Here is a 17277-nt window from a genome sequence, read left to right on the forward strand (position 1 = left end):
AAGCCTTGCATCCAGGCGCTGAAGATTATCCACGGCACTCAGTCAGCGTTTTCAGTTGCCCTGAACCCGTCTGGTTTTCATCGCTCAACCACTGTTCGAATCCCGCGGCAATCGCCGGCCATTCCGAGTCCAGAATCGAATACCACGCCGTATCCCGGTTCTGACCCTTGACCACCATATGTTGGCGGAACACGCCTTCGAAACTGAAGCCCAGACGCTCAGCCGCGTATTTGGATCGGGTGTTGCCGTTGTTGCACTTCCATTCCAGGCGACGGTAGCCGAGGGCGAAGGACTCCTTGGCCAGCAGATACACTGCCTCAGTGCTTTTCGGCGAGCGCTGCATCGGGGCGCCGAAGGTGACGTGGCCGATTTCGATGCGGCCCTGGGCCGGGACGATGGACATCAGGCTGAGGATGCCTTGCACCTCGCCGCTGGCGCGGTCGATCACGCTGAAGAAATACGGGTCGCTGTTGGCGGCGTGGTTGTTCAGCCAGTCATTGAAGGCGCTGCGTTCCGGGAATGGACCGTACGGCAAGTAGTCCCAGAGCTTGGGGTCGGCACCGGGGCCTTGCAGGGCTTTGAACAAATCGTCGCCGTGGCGCGCCGGGTCGAGTTTTTCCAAGCGGATAAAGCGCCCTTCGATGGTTTGCACCGAAGGTGCCGGAACGCCTTTCCAATCGGCGAGTGAAGTCGACATGTTGTTCTCCTTGAGCCTCAGATGGCTTTGCGAAACTGAATGAAACCTGGACGTTCGGCGATGCGCTCGTAGAGCTGGATCGCCGTGGCGTTGGTTTCGTGAGTCAGCCAATGCACTTTGCAGCAACCGTCGGCCTTGGCGGTAGCGTAGACGTGTTCGATCAGCAGGCGACCAACGCCGGTGCCACGGGTTTGCGGTTCTACCAGCAGGTCTTGCAGGTAGCAGGAATTTTCGATGCTCCAGTTCGAACGATGGTAGATGAAATGCACCATGCCCACCGCTTTGCCGTCAGCCCAGGCGAGGGCGGCGTGGGTCGGTTCGCTCGGGTCGAGCAGGCGCTGCCAGGTGCTTTGGGTAACGGCTTCGGGCAGTTCGGTGTTGTAAAAGCGCAGGTAGGCTTGCCACAGCGGCAGCCAGGCGCCGTGGTCGTCGGCGCTGACCGGGCGAATCTCGATCTGACTCATGTTCATTCCTTAACGCATCAAGTGGGCGAGGGCCTGATCGTGCACGTCAGGGCTGGCGGCCAACCCTTCGCGCACACCGGCGATGTCTGCGGTGCTACGGTTCTGACTGAGCTTGCGCTTGCCCTCCAGGCGTTCGATCGGCACGGCGAAACCGACGATGGCCTTGAGCATGCCGTCGATGTAATCGGCGGGCGCATCGGCGACTTTCCAGGGCTGGGCACGGGCGATCTCATGGCGATCGGTCAGGGTGCTGACGATGTCGAGCAGCCGTCCGCCATCGCTGAATGTTTCGGCGCGGCCATAGGCGTGTACGGCGACGTAGTTCCAGGTCGGGACGACTTTGCCGTGTTCGGCCTTGCTCGGATAAAAGCCCGGGCTGACGTAGGCATCGGCACCGGGAAAAATCAGCAGGGCTTCGGCGCCGTCGCGCAGGTCTTTCCACTGCGGATTGGCCTTGGCCAGATGCCCGTACAGCGTGCCGTTCGGGCCCTGTTCACGATGGAGTAGCACGGGCACGTGACTGGCCTGCAAACCGTGTTCGCCGTGGGTCACCAATATGGCGAGGCGGGTGGCCAGGATCAGTTCGTGCAGCTGGGACAACTCATCGATGGCAAAAGCGCGGGGCGTGTACATGGTGAAATTTTCCTTGGCGAATGCCTGCATCCTAGGCACGCTATTGGTCTGTTGTAAGAGCCATTAATGACCAATTTCATAGGTCCATTAACATGAATAGCGAGCCGCTGTCCCTGTCGTTCAACCCGGCCGGCATCGAGCTTGATCGCCGCCAGGGCCTGAGCCGTCAGCTCTATCAGGCATTGCGTTTACGCGTGCTCGACGGGCGACTGGCCAGCGGCACGCGTTTGCCGGCCAGCCGGGATCTCGCGGCAGCACTGTCCATTTCGCGTAATAGCGTGGTGCGCGCCTACGATCAGCTGTATGCCGAAGGCTTTATCGAGGGGCGGGTGGGTGACGGGACTTATGTCGCGCAGTTACCGCAAAGCGCGATACCCGGGGGAAAATTATCCACAAAACTATCCACAGGGTTGTTAACAGGCTTACCCACAACCTTATCCACAAATTGGCTGGATATGCCTGTGGTTTCATCCAGTAAAGTTATCCACAGCGGTGCTTTACGACGTGTTGAAAAGAACCACTTACCAGTGCCACCGAGCGGTCCGCCTCGCGCATTTCGGGTAGGTGTTCCAGCGTTCGATCTGTTTCCTTTTGAGGTGTGGGCCAAGCTGAACGCGGCTTTCTGGCGCAAACCGGATTTACAACAGCTATGTTATGGCGACCCGGCCGGCGATGCGCGGTTGCGGGGCATGATTGCGGCCTACTTGCGCAGTTCCCGCGGCATGCAGTGCACAGCTGAGCAAATTGTGATCACCAGTGGCGCGCAACAGGGAATCAGCCTTTGTGCACAGTTGCTGGTGGAGCCCGGCGACGGGGTGGCCATTGAAAATCCGGGGTATCGAGCCGCCGGTCATGCCTTCGCCGTGGCCGGGGCGCACCTGCACGGCGTGTCGGTGGACAGCGAGGGTATCGATTGCGCCGAATTGTCAGCGCTCAATGACTGTCGTCTGGTTTATGTCACACCTTCGCACCAGTACCCAACCGGTGTGGTCATGAGCCTGGCGCGCCGCCTTGAATTGCTCGCCTGGGCCGAGCGCACCCAAGGTTGGATCGTCGAGGACGATTACGATGGCGAGTATCGCTACAGCGGCGCGCCATTGGCGCCGTTAGCGGCACTCGATCGACAGGGGCGGGTTTTGTACGTCGGGACATTCGGCAAGGTCGCTTTTCCAGCGTTGCGCCTGGGTTATCTGGTGCTGCCGCCGCCACTGGTGGATGCGTTTTCGCAACGCCGCGCGGTGGAGGTCCGGCACTCGGAAGTCAGCACGCAAGCGGTGATGGCCGAGTTCATGGCTTCAGGGCATTTTCAGCGGCACATCCGCCGCATGCGTCGGGCTGCTCTGAGTCGTCGCAATACCCTTCTGGCGAATTGGCCAAAAGATATCCCCGGCGTGGGCAGTCTGCCCAGTGTGGCAGCCGGGCTGCATATGACGGTTTCGGTCGAGAGCGTGGCTCGCGAACGTGAGTTGGTGGCGCAAGCCGAGACGGTGGGGGTTGAGATCAATGCGTTGAGCACCTATTGGCTACCGGATTCGATCCGGCCAGCAGATGAGCGTGCCGGTCTGGTGTTGGGGTTCGCGGCTGTGCCGGAAGCCGACATTCAGGCGGCATTGGTGCGGTTGCGTTCGGCGTGGGCTCACTAAAGCGTAACTCCTGAGGGGGGCGAGCCTGCTCGCGAAGACGGTATTCCAACCACAGCGGATCTGGCGGATGTACCGACCCTTTCGCGAGCAGGCTCGCTCCCACAAGGGGTGATCGTCAGTGCAACAGTGCTTGTTATCAAGTCCCTGATTTGATCTTGGTCCAGGCCCGGGTGCGTGCACGTTCGGCATCGCGCGGCAGCGGTTGCAAGGTGTAGAGCGTACTCATCGCCGTTTCGGTGGGGTACAGGTTCGGGTTGTTGCGGATCGCCGGGTCGACCAGCTCGGTGGCGTCCTTGTTCGGGTTCGGGTAGCCGACAAAGTCGCTGACTGGGGCGATCACCTGAGGTTGCAGCAAATAGTTGATGAAGGTGTAGGCGTCCTCCGGGTTCTTCGCGCCCTTCGGAATGGCCAGCATGTCGAACCAGATCGGTGCGCCTTCCTTGGGCAGGCGCATGTCGACGGTCACGCCGTTTTTGGCTTCCTTGGCGCGGTTGGCGGCCTGGGAGAAGCTGCCGGAATAGCCGACCGCGACGCAGATGTCGCCATTGGCGATATCGGCCATGTACTTGGACGAGTGGAAGTAGGTGACGTACGGGCGGATTTTCATCAACAGCGCTTCAGCCTTGTCGTAGTCCGCAGGTTTCTTGCTGTTGGGGTCCAGGCCCAGGTGTTGCAGGGCCAGGGGCAGGATCTCCGATGGCGAGTCGAGCAGGGCGACGCCGCACTGTTTGAGCTTGCTGATGTTCTCTTCCTTGAAAATCAGATCCCAGCTGTCCACCGGAGCATCGGCACCCAACGCAGCCTTGACCTTGTCCGGATTGAAGCCGATCAGGATGGTCCCGTACATGTAAGGCACGGCGAATTGGTTGCCAGGATCATTGGCCTCGATCAGCTTCATCAGCTTGGGATCGAGGTGGTTCCAGTTCGGCAACTTGCTGCGATCCAGCGGTTGGAACACACCGGCTTCAATTTGCTTGGCGAGGAACACGTTGGATGGCACCACCACGTCGTAGCCGGAGTTACCGGTCAGCAGCTTGGCTTCGAGGGCTTCGTTGGTATCGAAGATGTCGTAGACCAGTTTGGTCTGGGTGTTCTGCGCCTTGAAATCTTCCAGGGCCTTGGGGGTGATGTAGTCGAACCAGTTGTAGACGCGCAACGTTCGCTCTTGGGCATGCACAGCGCCGCTGAGTACCGTGGCGCATAACGCTGGCGCGATAAAACGCTTGAGTCTGTTCATTGTCGTTATTTCCCCTGGGCGCTTTCAAAACCTTCGAGAACGTTCACGGCATTGATGCCGATTTCCTCAACGGCGTAGCCACCCTCCATCACGAACAGCGTTGGTTTGCCAAGTCCGGCAATGCGCTTGCCCATGGCCAGGTAATCCGGGCTATCGAGCTTGAATTGCGAGATCGGATCATCCTTGAAGGTGTCGACGCCCAGGGACACGACGATGATATCGGCACCGTAGTTTTCGATCTCTTTGCAGGCCTGTTCCAGCGCCGCGCTCCAGATGTCCCAGCCCGAACCTGCGGCCAGCGGGTAGTTGAAGTTGAAACCCTCGCCGGGACCTTCGCCCAACTCATCTTCATAGCCGAGGAAGAATGGAAATTCGGCTTCCGGGTGGCCGTGGATCGAGGTGAACAGCACGTCGTTGCGCTCATAGAAAATCGATTGGGTACCGTTGCCATGGTGGTAGTCGACGTCGAGGATCGCGACCTTCTTGTGGCCCTGATCGAGGAACGCCTGGGCCGCGATGGCGGCGTTGTTGAGGTAGCAATAGCCTCCCATCAAATCGCCAGCGGCGTGGTGTCCCGGCGGACGGCACAGGGCGAAGGCGCTGTGGGCGCCGCGCTGGATTTGCGCTTGAGCGGTGAGCGCTACTTGCGCTGCGCTGTACGCTGCTTGCCAGGTACCGGCGGTGATAGGGGCGCCGCCGTCGAAGCTGTAGTAACCGAGTTCGCCGTGCAGGCTGGCGGGCTTGATACGGCGCAAGGTGCGGGCCGGCCAGGTATAGGGCAGCAGGTCGCCGTCGGTGTTGAACTCGGTCCAACGGGCCCAGGCGCCTTTGAAGAAGTCGAGGTAGTCGCGGCTGTGGATGCGCGCGATCGGTTCGAGGCCAAAATCCTTCGGTCCTTCTACCGGACCGAGGTTCTGGTTTTGCACCCGTGCCAATACATGGTCGGCACGTGAAGGCATCTCGAAGCAGGGCTTGAGTTGCCCGTCGATCAATTCACAACGGCCGTGGTGCAGGTGGTGATCGTCCGAGTAGATCGTCAGCATTTCTTGTTCTCCGCAGGCTGATTCGGTTGAACACAGTCTTGCGGTGCAGACGGTTTTGGAGAACGGCAGGAAAGGCCAAAAGGGGATTAATGTGGCCAAAACATCTGACCGAAATTCGCCCCTTGTTGGCACGGCTGAACACCCGAACCGGGTATGGAATGCAAAACCTGTGGGAGCGAGCCTGCTCGCGAAAGCGGTGTATCAGTCGCATTTATGGTGGAACCATCGACGCCTTCGCGAACGGGCTCGCTCCCACATGAAGATCAGTGCGGGCGGAACTGGCTGGGCGCCACGCCGCTCCAGCGCACAAACGCATGACGGAAACTCGCGGTTTCGCTGAAGCCCAGTGCTTCGGCAATCCGGTAGATCGGCAGTTGATCTTCGCAAAGCATTTGCTTGGCCTGTTCGAAACGCAGTTCGTCGAGCAATTCCTGATAGCTGCACCCCATGTCCTTGAGATGTCGGCGTAAGGTTCGCGCGGAACAGTTCATCTGTTCGGCCAGGCCTTCGAGCCCCGGTGCCGCATTCAATTGCGCACTGAGCAGCTGGCGAATCCGCCCCAGCCACGCCTGGCGCCCGGTGAACTCGGTGTTCTGCTTGCGGCAGCGTTCAGCCATGGCTTGATGGGTGATGACATCCGCCAGTGGCAAGGGTTGGTCCAGCCACTGTTGGTCGAAGGCAAAGGCGTTGTCCCGCGCACCGAAGTGCAGCGGGCAATCAAAGTGCTCGGCGTAAGTCGATTCATAATCGGGTGCGGCATGTTCAAAGCGTGCGGCCAGCAGCGGCAGCGGGTGACCGAGCAAGTCGTCGCAGATGACTTTCAGCGAGACCAGGCAGAACTCGGCATTGAACACCGCCAGCGCCGGGTTCTCCCGGTAATCGGCGGCGACGAACCAGACGCGCTCGCCGTCGTCTTCCAGACTCAGTTCGAACAGTGTTCCCAGGAGTGCCGGATAACGCATCGCCAAACGTAATGCGTCACCGAAGGTGGCACTGGTGAGTAATGCGTAACCGAGCATGCCGTAGGACGAAACGTGCATGCGCCGCCCCAGCTCCAGGCCGATGTCACGTTTGAGGGCAACGGCATTGGCGCAGACCTGCATCTCCTGATTGGTCGTGATGCGCGTGTCGGCCCGGCTGAGGTCTGCCGCACTGATGCCACTGCCGGCCAGCAGCGCTTCGCTCGACAGGCCCTCTGCCTTGAAGGTGCTGAGGATCAGGGAGACGGCGTTGAGGGTGGTGAGGTGGGAGTGGAGCATGCAAGCATCCGGTTACTGAATATAGGTAACGAAAGGCAAGTTTTGTGCCGGGTTGAAGTAGCACAGTATTAAAGATGTGGCTGCTCGCCATTTAAATTTATAGATGTTTAGCGAGTTTGCCCACTGTCATTAATATCAGTTTAGATGGGCGGAATTAGTATTTCGTCGGATTTTTGTAAAGTTGTTAAATAATAGTTTGTTGGCGGATTTAAATTTGACCCTGCATTAACTGTGAGCTAGGTTTTCGATCGTTACAGATCATGCTGTTCATTAAATTTAAAAGGTGAACGAAATGAAGATGAAGGATATTCAAGACTGGCTGGACAATAAACCCGCAAATGCACCAAAAGAAGTTGGAGAGGCTACGGTAGACGTAGATGGCGTGAGTAAAATCTATCCCGCGCAGTATTTAGATTGGAACAATGGTGCTTTTTTAATGTTCTTTGGTTATCCCGGTGGGCACCCGGTAACAGAGGGACTCTTCATAAGAATTCTCGAGAAAGATCTCGGAAAGGAAATTATATTACCAGACCCATACGCGTTGGTTAACTGCATTCACAACTCTCAAGCCTATGGTCCGGAAAGCGGGACACTTACGGTCTATTTTGATGCGTCCCCGGTCACCGGGGAATTTAATGTTAAGGTACGAAATGGAGCGCCGGTCTCCAAGCTAGAGAACGGAAAATTCTGCATATCTCCTGTGAAAACTTAAATCCAACCGTTCTGGCAGGATGGGCGATTCCAGGAGCCGGTTTGCTGGCGAAGTTCGATAACGCAGTGTAACTAATACACTGCGTTGACTTGATCTCCGGCAAGTCGGCTCCTACGGAGTTATGAGCGCTCGCACGACGAACAGGGGTTAGCTGAGTTCGCCGCAGAGGTCGAGCTCGACGAGTCGCCGAACTTGATTGGTTTCAAGTCCGGCACCGATCAATCCATGCAACTTCCCGAACGCGGCCTCACGGGTCATCCCGCCGCCAGACAGCACACCGACGCCACGCAAGCGGCTACCGGCTTCGTACACATCCAGCTCGACCCCGCCTTCATGACATTGGGTAACGGCAACCACCACCACGCCCTTGTCCCGCGCCCGTTCCAGGCTGGCGAGAAATTCAGGGTTGTCGCTCGGCCCGGTGCCGCTGCCGTAACACTCCAGCACCAGACCTTGAATGCCGCTATCCAGCAGGCCATCCAGGATCTCGGCGCGGATACCGGGAAACAGCGGCAGCACCGCGATATTCGCCAGTTGTTTACGCTGGTTGTAGTTCAACGCGGCGGGCAGTGAAGCGGCCTTCACACCGCCGCCCTGACGTTCCAGGCGCTTGAAAGGATGGCGACCGAAACTGCGCACCTTCGCGCAACGGGTCGGGTCCAGCACTTCACCGTGGAAATACAAATGCACGCCCGGCGCCAGGCCTTGGCCAAGGGCAACCAGCGCACCGCCGAGGTTTTCCCAGGCATCGCTGTCGGTCACGCCGGCCGGCAGCATCGAGCCGGTAAAGCACACACGGGCATGCAGGCCCAGCAGTTGGAAACTCATGGCTGCTGCGCTGTAGGCCAGGGTGTCGGTGCCGTGCAGGATCAGCACACTGTCGCAGCCCTGAACATCAACCGCATCGACTACCGCTTCACGCAGTTGCTGCCAGTACGATGGGGTCATGTTGGCGCTGTCGATCAGCGGCGCCATTTCGCGGAAACGCCACTGTGGCACCACAAGTTCAGGCTGGCTGTGCAGGTAGTCGCGCATCCGCGCTTCGAAGCCGGACGCCGGGGCCAGGCCATTGGCGCTGGCCTGCATGCCAATGGTGCCGCCGGTGTAGAGCACCATGACGTTTTGCGCGGCAGGGTAGGTATTGGAAATCATGAGCAGGTCTCCGCAAGAGATAACTGTGGGAACGAGCCTGCTCGCGAAAGCGGTGTCTCAGTCAACGAAGATGTTGAATGTGATGGCCCTTTCGCGAGCAGGCTCGCTCCCACAATGTGTGCACTTTAACTGACGGGCGCAGGGGATGCGCCCGTTGTTTACCAATCAGCGTTGCGCCGCGGGTACGCCTTGCGGCTGAGCTTGAGCCTTGGTGGCTGGCGGTGGGTTGGCCGGCCAGGCTTTGAGGTCCAGGTCCAGATCCGGGAACTTGCTCGAATCAAAGACGGGTGTCTCGATGCCGGCAGCGCGCTGGTCATCGTAGTCACGCAGGATGCGCATGCCGACCTTGAACAGCAGGAACAGCGCGATCAGGTTGACGAGCGCGAGCAGGGTCATGGTGATGTCGGCGAAAGCGAACACGGTGCCGAGGTTTTCAATGGCACCCCAGAAAATCAGCAGCAATACCAGCGCGCGGTAGCCGATCAGCGCCTTGCGGTTTTCACCGATCAAAAAGCGCAGGTTGCTCTCGCCCAGGTAGTAGTTGTAGAGGATCGAGGTGAAGACGAACAACGCCAGGGCCACGGAGATGAACATCCGGCCCCAGTCACCGACCACAGCGGCCAGGGAGTTCTGGGTCAGGGCAATGCCGTCGCCTTCGAAACCCGGGGTGTAGAAGCCCGAAAGCAGGATCAGCAGCGCGGTGCAGGTGCAGATCACGAAGGTGTCCAGAAACACACTGAACGCCTGGACAACGCCTTGCGCCACCGGATGCTCGACCGACGCAACGGCGGCCACGTTCGGCGCACTGCCCAAGCCCGCTTCGTTGGCGAACACGCCACGCTTGACGCCCATGATTATTGCACTGCCGATCAACCCGCCGAAGGCCTGGTCCAGACCGAAGGCGCTTTTGACGATGGTCATTAACATACCCGGCACCTGATCAAACTGCAGCACGATCACGTAGAGGGTCACGCCGATGTACGCCAGGGTTTTCACCGGCACCAGCAGGTCGGCGACCTTGGCGATGCGTTTGATCCCGCCGATGAACACCAGGCCCAGCAGTACCGCCAGAGCGATACCGGTGTAAGTCGTGTCGAGACCGAAGGCGTTGTTCAGCGAGTGGGTCACGGCATGGGATTGCAGGCCGTTGAAGGCGAAGCCGAAGGTGATCAACAGCAGGAACGCCATGATCATCCCCAGCCAGCGTTTTTGCAGACCGTGCTGGATGTAGTAGGACGGGCCGCCACGATAGGTACCGTCGGCGTCAGCGCGTTTGTAGAGCTGGCCGAGGGAGCATTCGAAGAAGCTGCTGGACATGCCGACCAATGCGGTCACCCACATCCAGAACACCGCGCCGGGCCCGCCAAGGGTTACAGCGATGCCGACACCGGCGATGTTGCCCGCGCCGACACGGCCGGCGAGGCTGAGCATCAGGGCCTGGAACGAACTGAGTTGACCGGCGCTGCTGCGCAGACTGTCGCGGAACACCGCGAACATGTGGAAGAAGTGGCGCAATTGAACGAAACGCGAGCGGATCGTGAAGTAGCTACCGAGCCCGACAATGAGCACGAACAGTACTTTCCCTGAGAGGAAGTCGTTAATGACTTCGAGCATGGATTATTCCTCGCTGTTTTTTGTATAGGCAAATGCTGGCCGGATAGACACATCGAGTTACATCCGTTGGCACTCGGCACAACGGGCGGGTCGATGTTCGTCCCGGTTTCATATCGCGGGTTTGTTATTAGTTCGGGTTTCGCATGGGTTGTGGCCTCGCTACCGACGACCGCTCACGCGAAGAGGGGCGGCACTATACCGATGACAGTGCCGTCCGTCTGCACGGTTGTGGTGCGTGCTGTGAAACGAGGCTGGTTTTATGTGGGAGCGGGCTTGCTCCCACAGGGTCTGTGTTTACCTGTAAAAGGTTAAAAAAAAGGGCCTGGAGAGTGATCTCCAAGCCCTCAAAAGGTGAGAGGTGTCTAGTCCCTCGACCTGGTGAGCGGTGCTACAGGTAACGCGTCGGCTCAAGCTTTAAGCGGAACCAGACGCGGAGCAATCATGTTTTCCGGGCGCAGGATGTCGGCGAGCATGGCGTCGTCGAGCAGGCCTTCTTCTCGCACCAGTTCCAGCACGCCGCGGCCGCTTTCGAGGGCGATACGGGCAATGCGGGTGGCGTTTTCATAGCCGATGTACGGGTTCAGCGCGGTGACCAGGCCGATCGAGTGCTCGACCAGTTCACGGCAACGTTCTTCGTTGGCGGTGATGCCGGTGATGCAGTGCTCGCGCAGCATGTCCATGGCGCGTTGCAGCAGGCGGATCGAGTCGAAGATCTTGAAGGCGATCAGCGGCTCCATCACGTTCAGTTGCAGCTGGCCGCCTTCGGCCGCGATGGTCAGGGCCAGGTCGTTGCCGATGATCTGGAACGCCACCTGGTTCACGGCTTCCGGAATAACCGGGTTGACCTTGCCGGGCATGATCGAGCTGCCCGGCTGACGCGCCGGCAGGTTGATTTCATTGATGCCGGTGCGCGGGCCGCTGGACAGCAGGCGCAGGTCGTTGCAGATCTTCGACAGCTTGACCGCCGTGCGTTTGAGCATGCCGGAGAACAGCACGAAGGCGCCCATGTCGGAAGTGGCTTCGATCAGGTCGGCTGCCGGTACCAGCGGATGACCGCTGATGGTCGCCAGGCGCTGAACGGCCAGGTGCTGGTAACGCGGATCGGCGTTGATGCCGGTACCGATCGCGGTGCCGCCCAGGTTCACTTCGGTCAGCAGTTCTGGCGCCAATGTCTTCAGGCGTGCCAGGTCTTCGCCCAGGGTGGTGGCGAAAGCGCGGAATTCCTGGCCCAGGGTCATCGGCACAGCGTCTTGCAGCTGGGTACGACCCATCTTCAGGACGTGGCTGAATTCTTCACCTTTGGCGGCGAACGACTGGATCAGGCTGTCGAGGCTGGCCAGCAGCGCGTCGTGACCCAGCAGCAGACCCAGGCGGATCGCCGTCGGGTAGGCGTCGTTGGTCGACTGCGCCATGTTCACGTCGTTGTTCGGGTGCAGGTACTGGTATTCGCCCTTCTGGTGACCCATGGCCTCCAGCGCGATGTTGGCGATGACTTCGTTGGCATTCATGTTGGTCGAAGTGCCAGCGCCGCCTTGAATCATGTCCACCACGAACTCTTCGTGGTAATCGCCGCGGATCAGACGGGCACAGGCTTCGCTGATGGCAGCGTGCTTGGCTTCACTCAGGTGACCCAGCTCGCGGTTGGCGTCAGCGGCGGCTTGTTTGACCATCGCCAGGCCGACTACCAGCTTCGGGTAATGCGAAATCGGAACGCCGGAGAGACGGAAGTTATTCACCGCTCGCAGGGTCTGGATGCCGTAATACGCTTGAGCCGGTACTTCGAGTACGCCAAGCAGGTCTTTTTCTGTGCGGAATGATGCAGCGGAGGACATGATAGAAATCATCTCGATATGGACCCGGTCTGTGCCGGAACACTGCAAATGCTAGGCTTGTAGAGAATTTTGGGCCAATGCTGTTAAACACTGCCCTATGCATATTCGGCATAATGCATATGTGACGCCGTGTTCGCGACGAGCGTGCGACCTAAATTGGTGCGTGTCCGGGAGGACGTGATGAATCTGGAAAGTAAATGGCTGGAGGACTTCAGTGCCCTGGCCGCCACCCGCAGCTTCTCCCAAGCGGCGGAACGGCGCTTCGTGACCCAGCCGGCCTTCAGTCGGCGCATCCGCAGCCTCGAAGCCGCGCTGGGTCTGACACTGGTCAATCGCTCGCGAACGCCCGTCGAGCTGACGGCCGCAGGGCAGTTGTTTCTGGTCACCGCACGCACTGTGGTCGAACAGCTGGGCGAAGTGCTGCGACATCTTCATCATCTGGAAGGGGGGCAGGGCGAAGTGATGCAAGTCGCCGCCGCGCACTCGTTGGCCTTGGGCTTTTTCCCCCGCTGGATCGCCCAACTGCGCAACGAAGGTTTGAACATCGCCACGCGGTTGGTGGCGACCAACGTCGGCGACGCGGTGCATGCACTGCGTGAAGGAGGTTGTGACCTGATGCTGGCGTTCTACGACCCCGATGCGGCGATGCAGATGGACCCGGAAATCTTCCCGTCATTGCACCTTGGCCAGACCGAAATGCTGCCAGTGTGCGCCGCGGACGCCAACGGCAAGCCGCTGTTCGATCTGGAGGGCGAGGCCAGCGTGCCGTTGCTGGCCTACAGCGCTGGCGCGTTTCTCGGGCGCTCGGTCAATGTGCTGCTGCGCCAACGGGCGCTACGCTTCACCACCATCTACGAAACCGCCATGGCTGATAGCCTCAAGAGTATGGCGCTGGAAGGGCTGGGCATTGCCTGGGTGCCGCAGCTCAGCGTGCGCGCCGAACTGGCTCGCGGTGAACTGGTGGTATGCGGCGGTCCGCAATGGCATGTGCCGCTGGAGATTCGTCTGTACCGCTGCGCGTTGGTGCGTAAAGCCAACGTGCGGTTGTTGTGGCGCAAGCTTGAGGGTGGGGCAGCTCAAGGTACAACCGGTTCCTGAGGCCAATAAAAATCAAATGTGGGAGCGGGTTTGCTCGCGAATGCGTTAGGTCAGCCAGCATAATTACCCACTGACAGACCGCATTCGCGAGCAAGCCCGCTCCCACAGGGTTTTTGCGGTGTATCTGATTGACCTTCAGGTCAATAAAACCGGTGCTTTGCGCCGTATGACAGATGGTCGCGACGGGGGCTGTTTATCTGCCGTATTGCGGTATACTGCGCGGCCTTCGGCCGGTTACGACCGGCCATAATTCGTACATTCAAGCCACGCACATTGCGTGGCTTGTTGTTTTTTGACGCGCCCGCGGGCGCCCAGAGAGAAGAGGCACGACGATGAGTGCACTGGTTGGCGTGATCATGGGCTCCAAGTCCGATTGGTCCACCCTTAGCCACACCGCCGATATGCTGGAAAAGCTCGGCATCCCTTACGAGGTGAAAGTGGTCTCTGCCCACCGCACCCCGGACCTGCTGTTCCAGTACGCTGAAGAAGCCGAGGCGCGTGGCATCGAGGTGATCATCGCCGGTGCCGGTGGCGCGGCCCACTTGCCGGGCATGTGTGCGGCCAAGACCCATCTGCCGGTACTGGGCGTACCGGTACAGTCGGCGATGCTCTCGGGCGTCGATTCGCTGCTCTCCATCGTGCAGATGCCGGCCGGCATTCCGGTCGCCACCCTGGCCATCGGCAAGGCCGGTGCGATCAACGCAGCGCTGCTGTCGGCGAGTATCCTTGGCGCCAAGCACCCGCAGTTCCACAAGGTGCTGAAAACCTTCCGTGCTGAACAGACAGACAGCGTCCTGGAAAATCCAGACCCACGCATCGCCTGAGGTTGTTGACGATGAAGATCGGTGTAATCGGTGGCGGCCAGTTGGGTCGCATGTTGGCGCTGGCGGGCACTCCGCTGGGCATGAATTTCGCTTTCCTGGACCCGGCGCCAGACGCTTGCGCCGCTGCATTGGGTGAGCACTTGCGCGCCGATTACGGCGATCAGGATCACCTGCGTCAGCTGGCCGATGAAGTCGATCTGGTGACTTTCGAATTCGAGAGCGTTCCGGCGGAAACCGTAGCGTTTCTCTCGCAATTCGTTCCGGTCTACCCGAGCGCCGAAGCCCTGCGTATCGCCCGCGATCGCTGGTTCGAGAAGAGCATGTTCAAGAACCTGGGGATTCCGACCCCGGCGTTCGCCGACATTCAGTCCCAGGCTGACCTGGACGCCGCCGTGGCTTCCATCGGTCTGCCGGCCGTGCTCAAGACCCGTACCCTGGGTTACGACGGCAAGGGCCAGAAAGTACTGCGCACCGCTGAAGACGTGGTCGGCACGTTCGCCGAACTGGGCAGCGTGGCCTGCCTGCTGGAAGGCTTCGTGCCGTTCACCGGTGAAGTCTCGCTGATCGCCGTGCGTGCCCGCGATGGTGAAACGAAGTTCTATCCATTGGTTCACAACACTCACGACAGTGGCATTCTCAAGCTGTCCGTGGCCAGTACCGACCATCCGCTGCAAGCCCTGGCTGAGGACTACTCCAGCCGCGTGCTCAAGCAGCTGGACTACGTCGGCGTGATGGCGTTCGAGTTCTTCGAAGTCGATGGCGGCCTCAAGGCCAATGAAATCGCCCCGCGGGTGCACAACTCCGGACACTGGACCACCGAAGGCGCCGAGTGCAGTCAGTTCGAAAACCACCTGCGGGCGGTAGCTGGCCTGCCGTTGGGTTCGACCGCCAAGGTTGGCGAAAGCGCGATGGTCAACTTCATCGGCAAAGTGCCGGAGACCGATAAAGTCCTGGCCATAGCCGATTGCCATCTGCATCACTACGGCAAGGCGTTCAAGGTCGGTCGCAAGGTCGGTCACGCCAACCTGCGCTGTGCAGACCGCGAAACGCTGGCCGCGCAGATCCTCAAGGTCGAAGCGCTCATCGCCGAGTAAAACAGTTTCATGTGGCTGCGGCGGAACCATTGCGGGACCGCCGTTCTCTCATGGCAGGATGCCAAAGTCTGACTAGGCTTTCGCATAACCAACCAAATCAGAGGGAAATGCCATGGGAATTATCGGAACCATCTTTATCGGCTTGATCGTCGGCCTGCTGGCACGGTTCCTGAAACCGGGCGATGACAGCATGGGCTGGATCATGACCATCCTGCTCGGTATCGGCGGTTCGTTGGCGGCCACTTACGGCGGCCAGGCCCTGGGCTTCTATCAGGCGGGTGAAGGCGCAGGCTTCATCGGTGCGCTGGTGGGCGCTGTCATCTTGCTGGTGATCTACGGCTTGATCAAAAAGAACTGATTCAAGCGACAAAGTCCTCTCGGCTGCGCAGCCCGGGAGGGCTAGAATGCCCGGCGATTTCCTCAACCCTACCGAGCATTTTCATGCGACGTCTTCTGCTGACTCTTGTTTTACTGAGTACGGCTCTTGCCCATGCCGGCGAGCTGCCGGAAACCGACTGGCTCGAACTGATGCCCAAGTCGGACCAGAAAGCCCTCGAGGCCATGCCCGAGATCGACCACAACTCCCCCGAAGCCAATGGCACCTTTACCGAAAAGGGTGGCATGAAGCAGAGCAAAGGTCTGCCGGCGGTGATGTATTCGACCAAAACCGTGTCGTCGATGAACGACAAGAACATCCGCTTGGGCGGTTATCCGGTGCCGCTGGAAACCGATGCAAAGGGCCACAGCACCTTGTTCTTCCTCGTGCCTTATCCGGGCGCCTGCATCCACGTACCGCCACCTCCGCCTAACCAACTGGTGCTGGTGCGTTACCCCAAGGGTTTGAAGCTCAATGATATCTACACGCCGTTGTGGGTTACTGGCACGCTGAAGATCGAGAAGGTCAGCAACGACCTGGCGGACGCGGCCTATGCGCTGGATGCGGCGAAGGTGCGGGTGGTGCAGGAAGCGGATCTGTAACGCGCTTTTCAGGCCAAACACAAGCCCGCTCCCACATTTTGTTTTTGGTGTTTACAGAGGTTTGCTGGCGATGCTCACGCCCAGGGTATGGCTGGCCCCCGGCGCCAATGCCACCACATCATCCATCACATTCGCCGTCTCGATGCACAGCATGCGCTGCCAGCCATCGTCGGCCATGTCGCTGAATGCCGCGGCGCGGTCGATCCATGGGTTCCAGATCACCGCCGAGCGCGAACCGGTACTGGTCAGCTCGATGCGCCGCTCCCAGGTTGGGTCGACGATGCTCAGTTTTGCTGGAGGATCGAGGTAGATGCGGTCGGTTTCGCTGGTAAAGCGCAGATCACCGGTCTGTATGACGGTTTTCCAGTCGTCCAGCGTCTCGACGTAATTCAAGCCATCCACACCTTCGACATGCACGTTGCGCACATCACTGACGGCGAAATAACTGTGCAGTGCCTGGCTGACGGTCACTGTTTCAGTGCCTCGGTTGTGGCTGGTCAGGCTGATGTGCAATTGCTCGTCCACGCGAATGCTCAGCTTCAAGTCCACCTGATGCGGCCAGCCTGGCAAGCCTCCTTCAGGGTAGGGCAAGAGGAATTCGACCTTCAGGCTTTCGCCCTCGGCTTCGATGCCTCCCAGTTCCCAGTCCATCGCCCGCACCAAGCCATGAGCGCTTGGCGGTTCGTTGCCGACGCGCATTGCCTGCACACTTTGCGGGTTACGCGAGAAGTTGCCGAACCACGGCCAGCACACCGGCACACCGGCGCGGATGCTTTTGCCGGCCTTGAACACGGCCTCGTCATTGAGCCAGATCACTGGCGGTTCCCCCGCCAATTGATAACTGAGGATGTGCGCGCCTTGCTGGGCCACCAGTAATTCGGCCTGACCGTGGCGAATGCGCCAGCAGTTCAGTTCATCCAGTTTCACGGCTTCAACGTTGGGCGTGCTCATGGGACAGCTCTCGATCAGTAACAGGACTGCAATGGACCGTAAAACG

At 59.6% G+C, this 17277-nt stretch carries 17 protein-coding genes; 7 read left to right on the forward strand and 10 right to left on the reverse strand.

The features are described 5' to 3' along the window. Positions 1–25: 25 nt before the first annotated feature. The 3 genes from AC07ZE_RS01010 to AC07ZE_RS01020 are packed head-to-tail and all read right to left on the reverse strand — an operon-like array spanning position 26 to position 1794. Positions 26–697, reverse strand: coding sequence for a GNAT family N-acetyltransferase (locus AC07ZE_RS01010; protein WP_207260120.1), 672 nt, complete (start codon positions 695–697; stop codon positions 26–28). A 17-nt stretch (positions 698–714) separates the two neighbouring features. Beyond that, a complete protein-coding gene (locus AC07ZE_RS01015) occupies positions 715–1161 on the reverse strand; it encodes a GNAT family N-acetyltransferase (protein ID WP_095194589.1) in 447 nt (148 codons plus the stop codon). 9 nt (positions 1162–1170) lie between these two features. Further along, positions 1171–1794 carry an FMN-binding negative transcriptional regulator gene (locus tag AC07ZE_RS01020; protein WP_207260121.1) on the reverse strand — a complete coding sequence of 208 codons (624 nt, stop codon included), beginning with the start codon at positions 1792–1794 and terminating at the stop codon, positions 1171–1173. 92 nt (positions 1795–1886) lie between these two features. Between AC07ZE_RS01020 and pdxR the strand changes: the two genes are divergently transcribed. Then, positions 1887–3437 carry a MocR-like pyridoxine biosynthesis transcription factor PdxR gene (gene pdxR / locus AC07ZE_RS01025; RefSeq protein WP_207260122.1) on the forward strand — a complete coding sequence of 517 codons (1551 nt, stop codon included), beginning with the start codon at positions 1887–1889 and terminating at the stop codon, positions 3435–3437. A 136-nt stretch (positions 3438–3573) separates the two neighbouring features. On the opposite strand, the gene AC07ZE_RS01030 is transcribed toward pdxR, so the two are convergent. From AC07ZE_RS01030 to AC07ZE_RS01040, 3 genes are all read right to left on the reverse strand, one after another. Beyond that, a complete protein-coding gene (locus AC07ZE_RS01030; protein WP_207260124.1) occupies positions 3574–4674 on the reverse strand; it encodes a polyamine ABC transporter substrate-binding protein in 1101 nt (366 codons plus the stop codon). 5 nt (positions 4675–4679) lie between these two features. After that, positions 4680–5717, reverse strand: coding sequence for a histone deacetylase family protein (locus tag AC07ZE_RS01035; RefSeq protein WP_207260125.1), 1038 nt, complete (start codon positions 5715–5717; stop codon positions 4680–4682). A gap of 263 nt (positions 5718–5980) precedes the next feature. Then, positions 5981–6976, reverse strand: coding sequence for an AraC family transcriptional regulator (locus tag AC07ZE_RS01040; RefSeq protein ID WP_207260126.1), 996 nt, complete (start codon positions 6974–6976; stop codon positions 5981–5983). A gap of 292 nt (positions 6977–7268) precedes the next feature. Between AC07ZE_RS01040 and AC07ZE_RS01045 the strand changes: the two genes are divergently transcribed. After that, positions 7269–7688: a hypothetical protein gene (locus AC07ZE_RS01045; RefSeq protein ID WP_207260127.1), complete on the forward strand. Its 420-nt coding sequence runs from the start codon at positions 7269–7271 to the stop codon at positions 7686–7688. Positions 7689–7835: 147 nt separating this feature from the next. Here the strand turns inward: AC07ZE_RS01045 and AC07ZE_RS01050 are convergent, their stop codons facing one another. From AC07ZE_RS01050 to aspA, 3 genes are all read right to left on the reverse strand, one after another. Beyond that, positions 7836–8840 carry an asparaginase gene (locus AC07ZE_RS01050; protein ID WP_207260128.1) on the reverse strand — a complete coding sequence of 335 codons (1005 nt, stop codon included), beginning with the start codon at positions 8838–8840 and terminating at the stop codon, positions 7836–7838. 165 nt (positions 8841–9005) lie between these two features. Next, positions 9006–10454, reverse strand: coding sequence for an alanine/glycine:cation symporter family protein (locus AC07ZE_RS01055; RefSeq protein ID WP_207260129.1), 1449 nt, complete (start codon positions 10452–10454; stop codon positions 9006–9008). A 407-nt stretch (positions 10455–10861) separates the two neighbouring features. Further along, positions 10862–12286 carry an aspartate ammonia-lyase gene (gene aspA / locus AC07ZE_RS01060; RefSeq protein WP_207260131.1) on the reverse strand — a complete coding sequence of 475 codons (1425 nt, stop codon included), beginning with the start codon at positions 12284–12286 and terminating at the stop codon, positions 10862–10864. 180 nt (positions 12287–12466) lie between these two features. On the opposite strand from aspA, the gene AC07ZE_RS01065 reads away from it, so the two are divergent. From AC07ZE_RS01065 to AC07ZE_RS01085, 5 genes are all read left to right on the forward strand, one after another. After that, a complete protein-coding gene (locus AC07ZE_RS01065; protein ID WP_207260133.1) occupies positions 12467–13384 on the forward strand; it encodes a LysR substrate-binding domain-containing protein in 918 nt (305 codons plus the stop codon). 332 nt (positions 13385–13716) lie between these two features. After that, positions 13717–14208, forward strand: coding sequence for a 5-(carboxyamino)imidazole ribonucleotide mutase (purE, locus tag AC07ZE_RS01070; protein ID WP_095194600.1), 492 nt, complete (start codon positions 13717–13719; stop codon positions 14206–14208). Positions 14209–14219: 11 nt separating this feature from the next. After that, on the forward strand, positions 14220–15302 hold the full coding sequence (locus tag AC07ZE_RS01075; protein WP_207260135.1) for a 5-(carboxyamino)imidazole ribonucleotide synthase: 1083 nt from the start codon (positions 14220–14222) through the stop codon (positions 15300–15302). Positions 15303–15414: 112 nt separating this feature from the next. Beyond that, entirely contained in the window at positions 15415–15660 is a 246-nt protein-coding gene (locus tag AC07ZE_RS01080) for a GlsB/YeaQ/YmgE family stress response membrane protein (RefSeq protein WP_008064532.1), read from the forward strand. 83 nt (positions 15661–15743) lie between these two features. Beyond that, complete coding sequence (locus AC07ZE_RS01085; protein ID WP_207260137.1) at positions 15744–16280, forward strand: DUF3299 domain-containing protein; 537 nt, start codon at positions 15744–15746, stop codon at positions 16278–16280. 51 nt (positions 16281–16331) lie between these two features. Here AC07ZE_RS01085 and AC07ZE_RS01090 read toward each other — a convergent pair whose 3' ends face one another. Further along, entirely contained in the window at positions 16332–17231 is a 900-nt protein-coding gene (locus tag AC07ZE_RS01090) for a D-hexose-6-phosphate mutarotase (RefSeq protein ID WP_207260139.1), read from the reverse strand. Between the last annotated feature and the right edge of the window lie 46 nt (positions 17232–17277).

It is taken from the genome of Pseudomonas sp. GW101-3H06 (assembly GCF_059424605.1).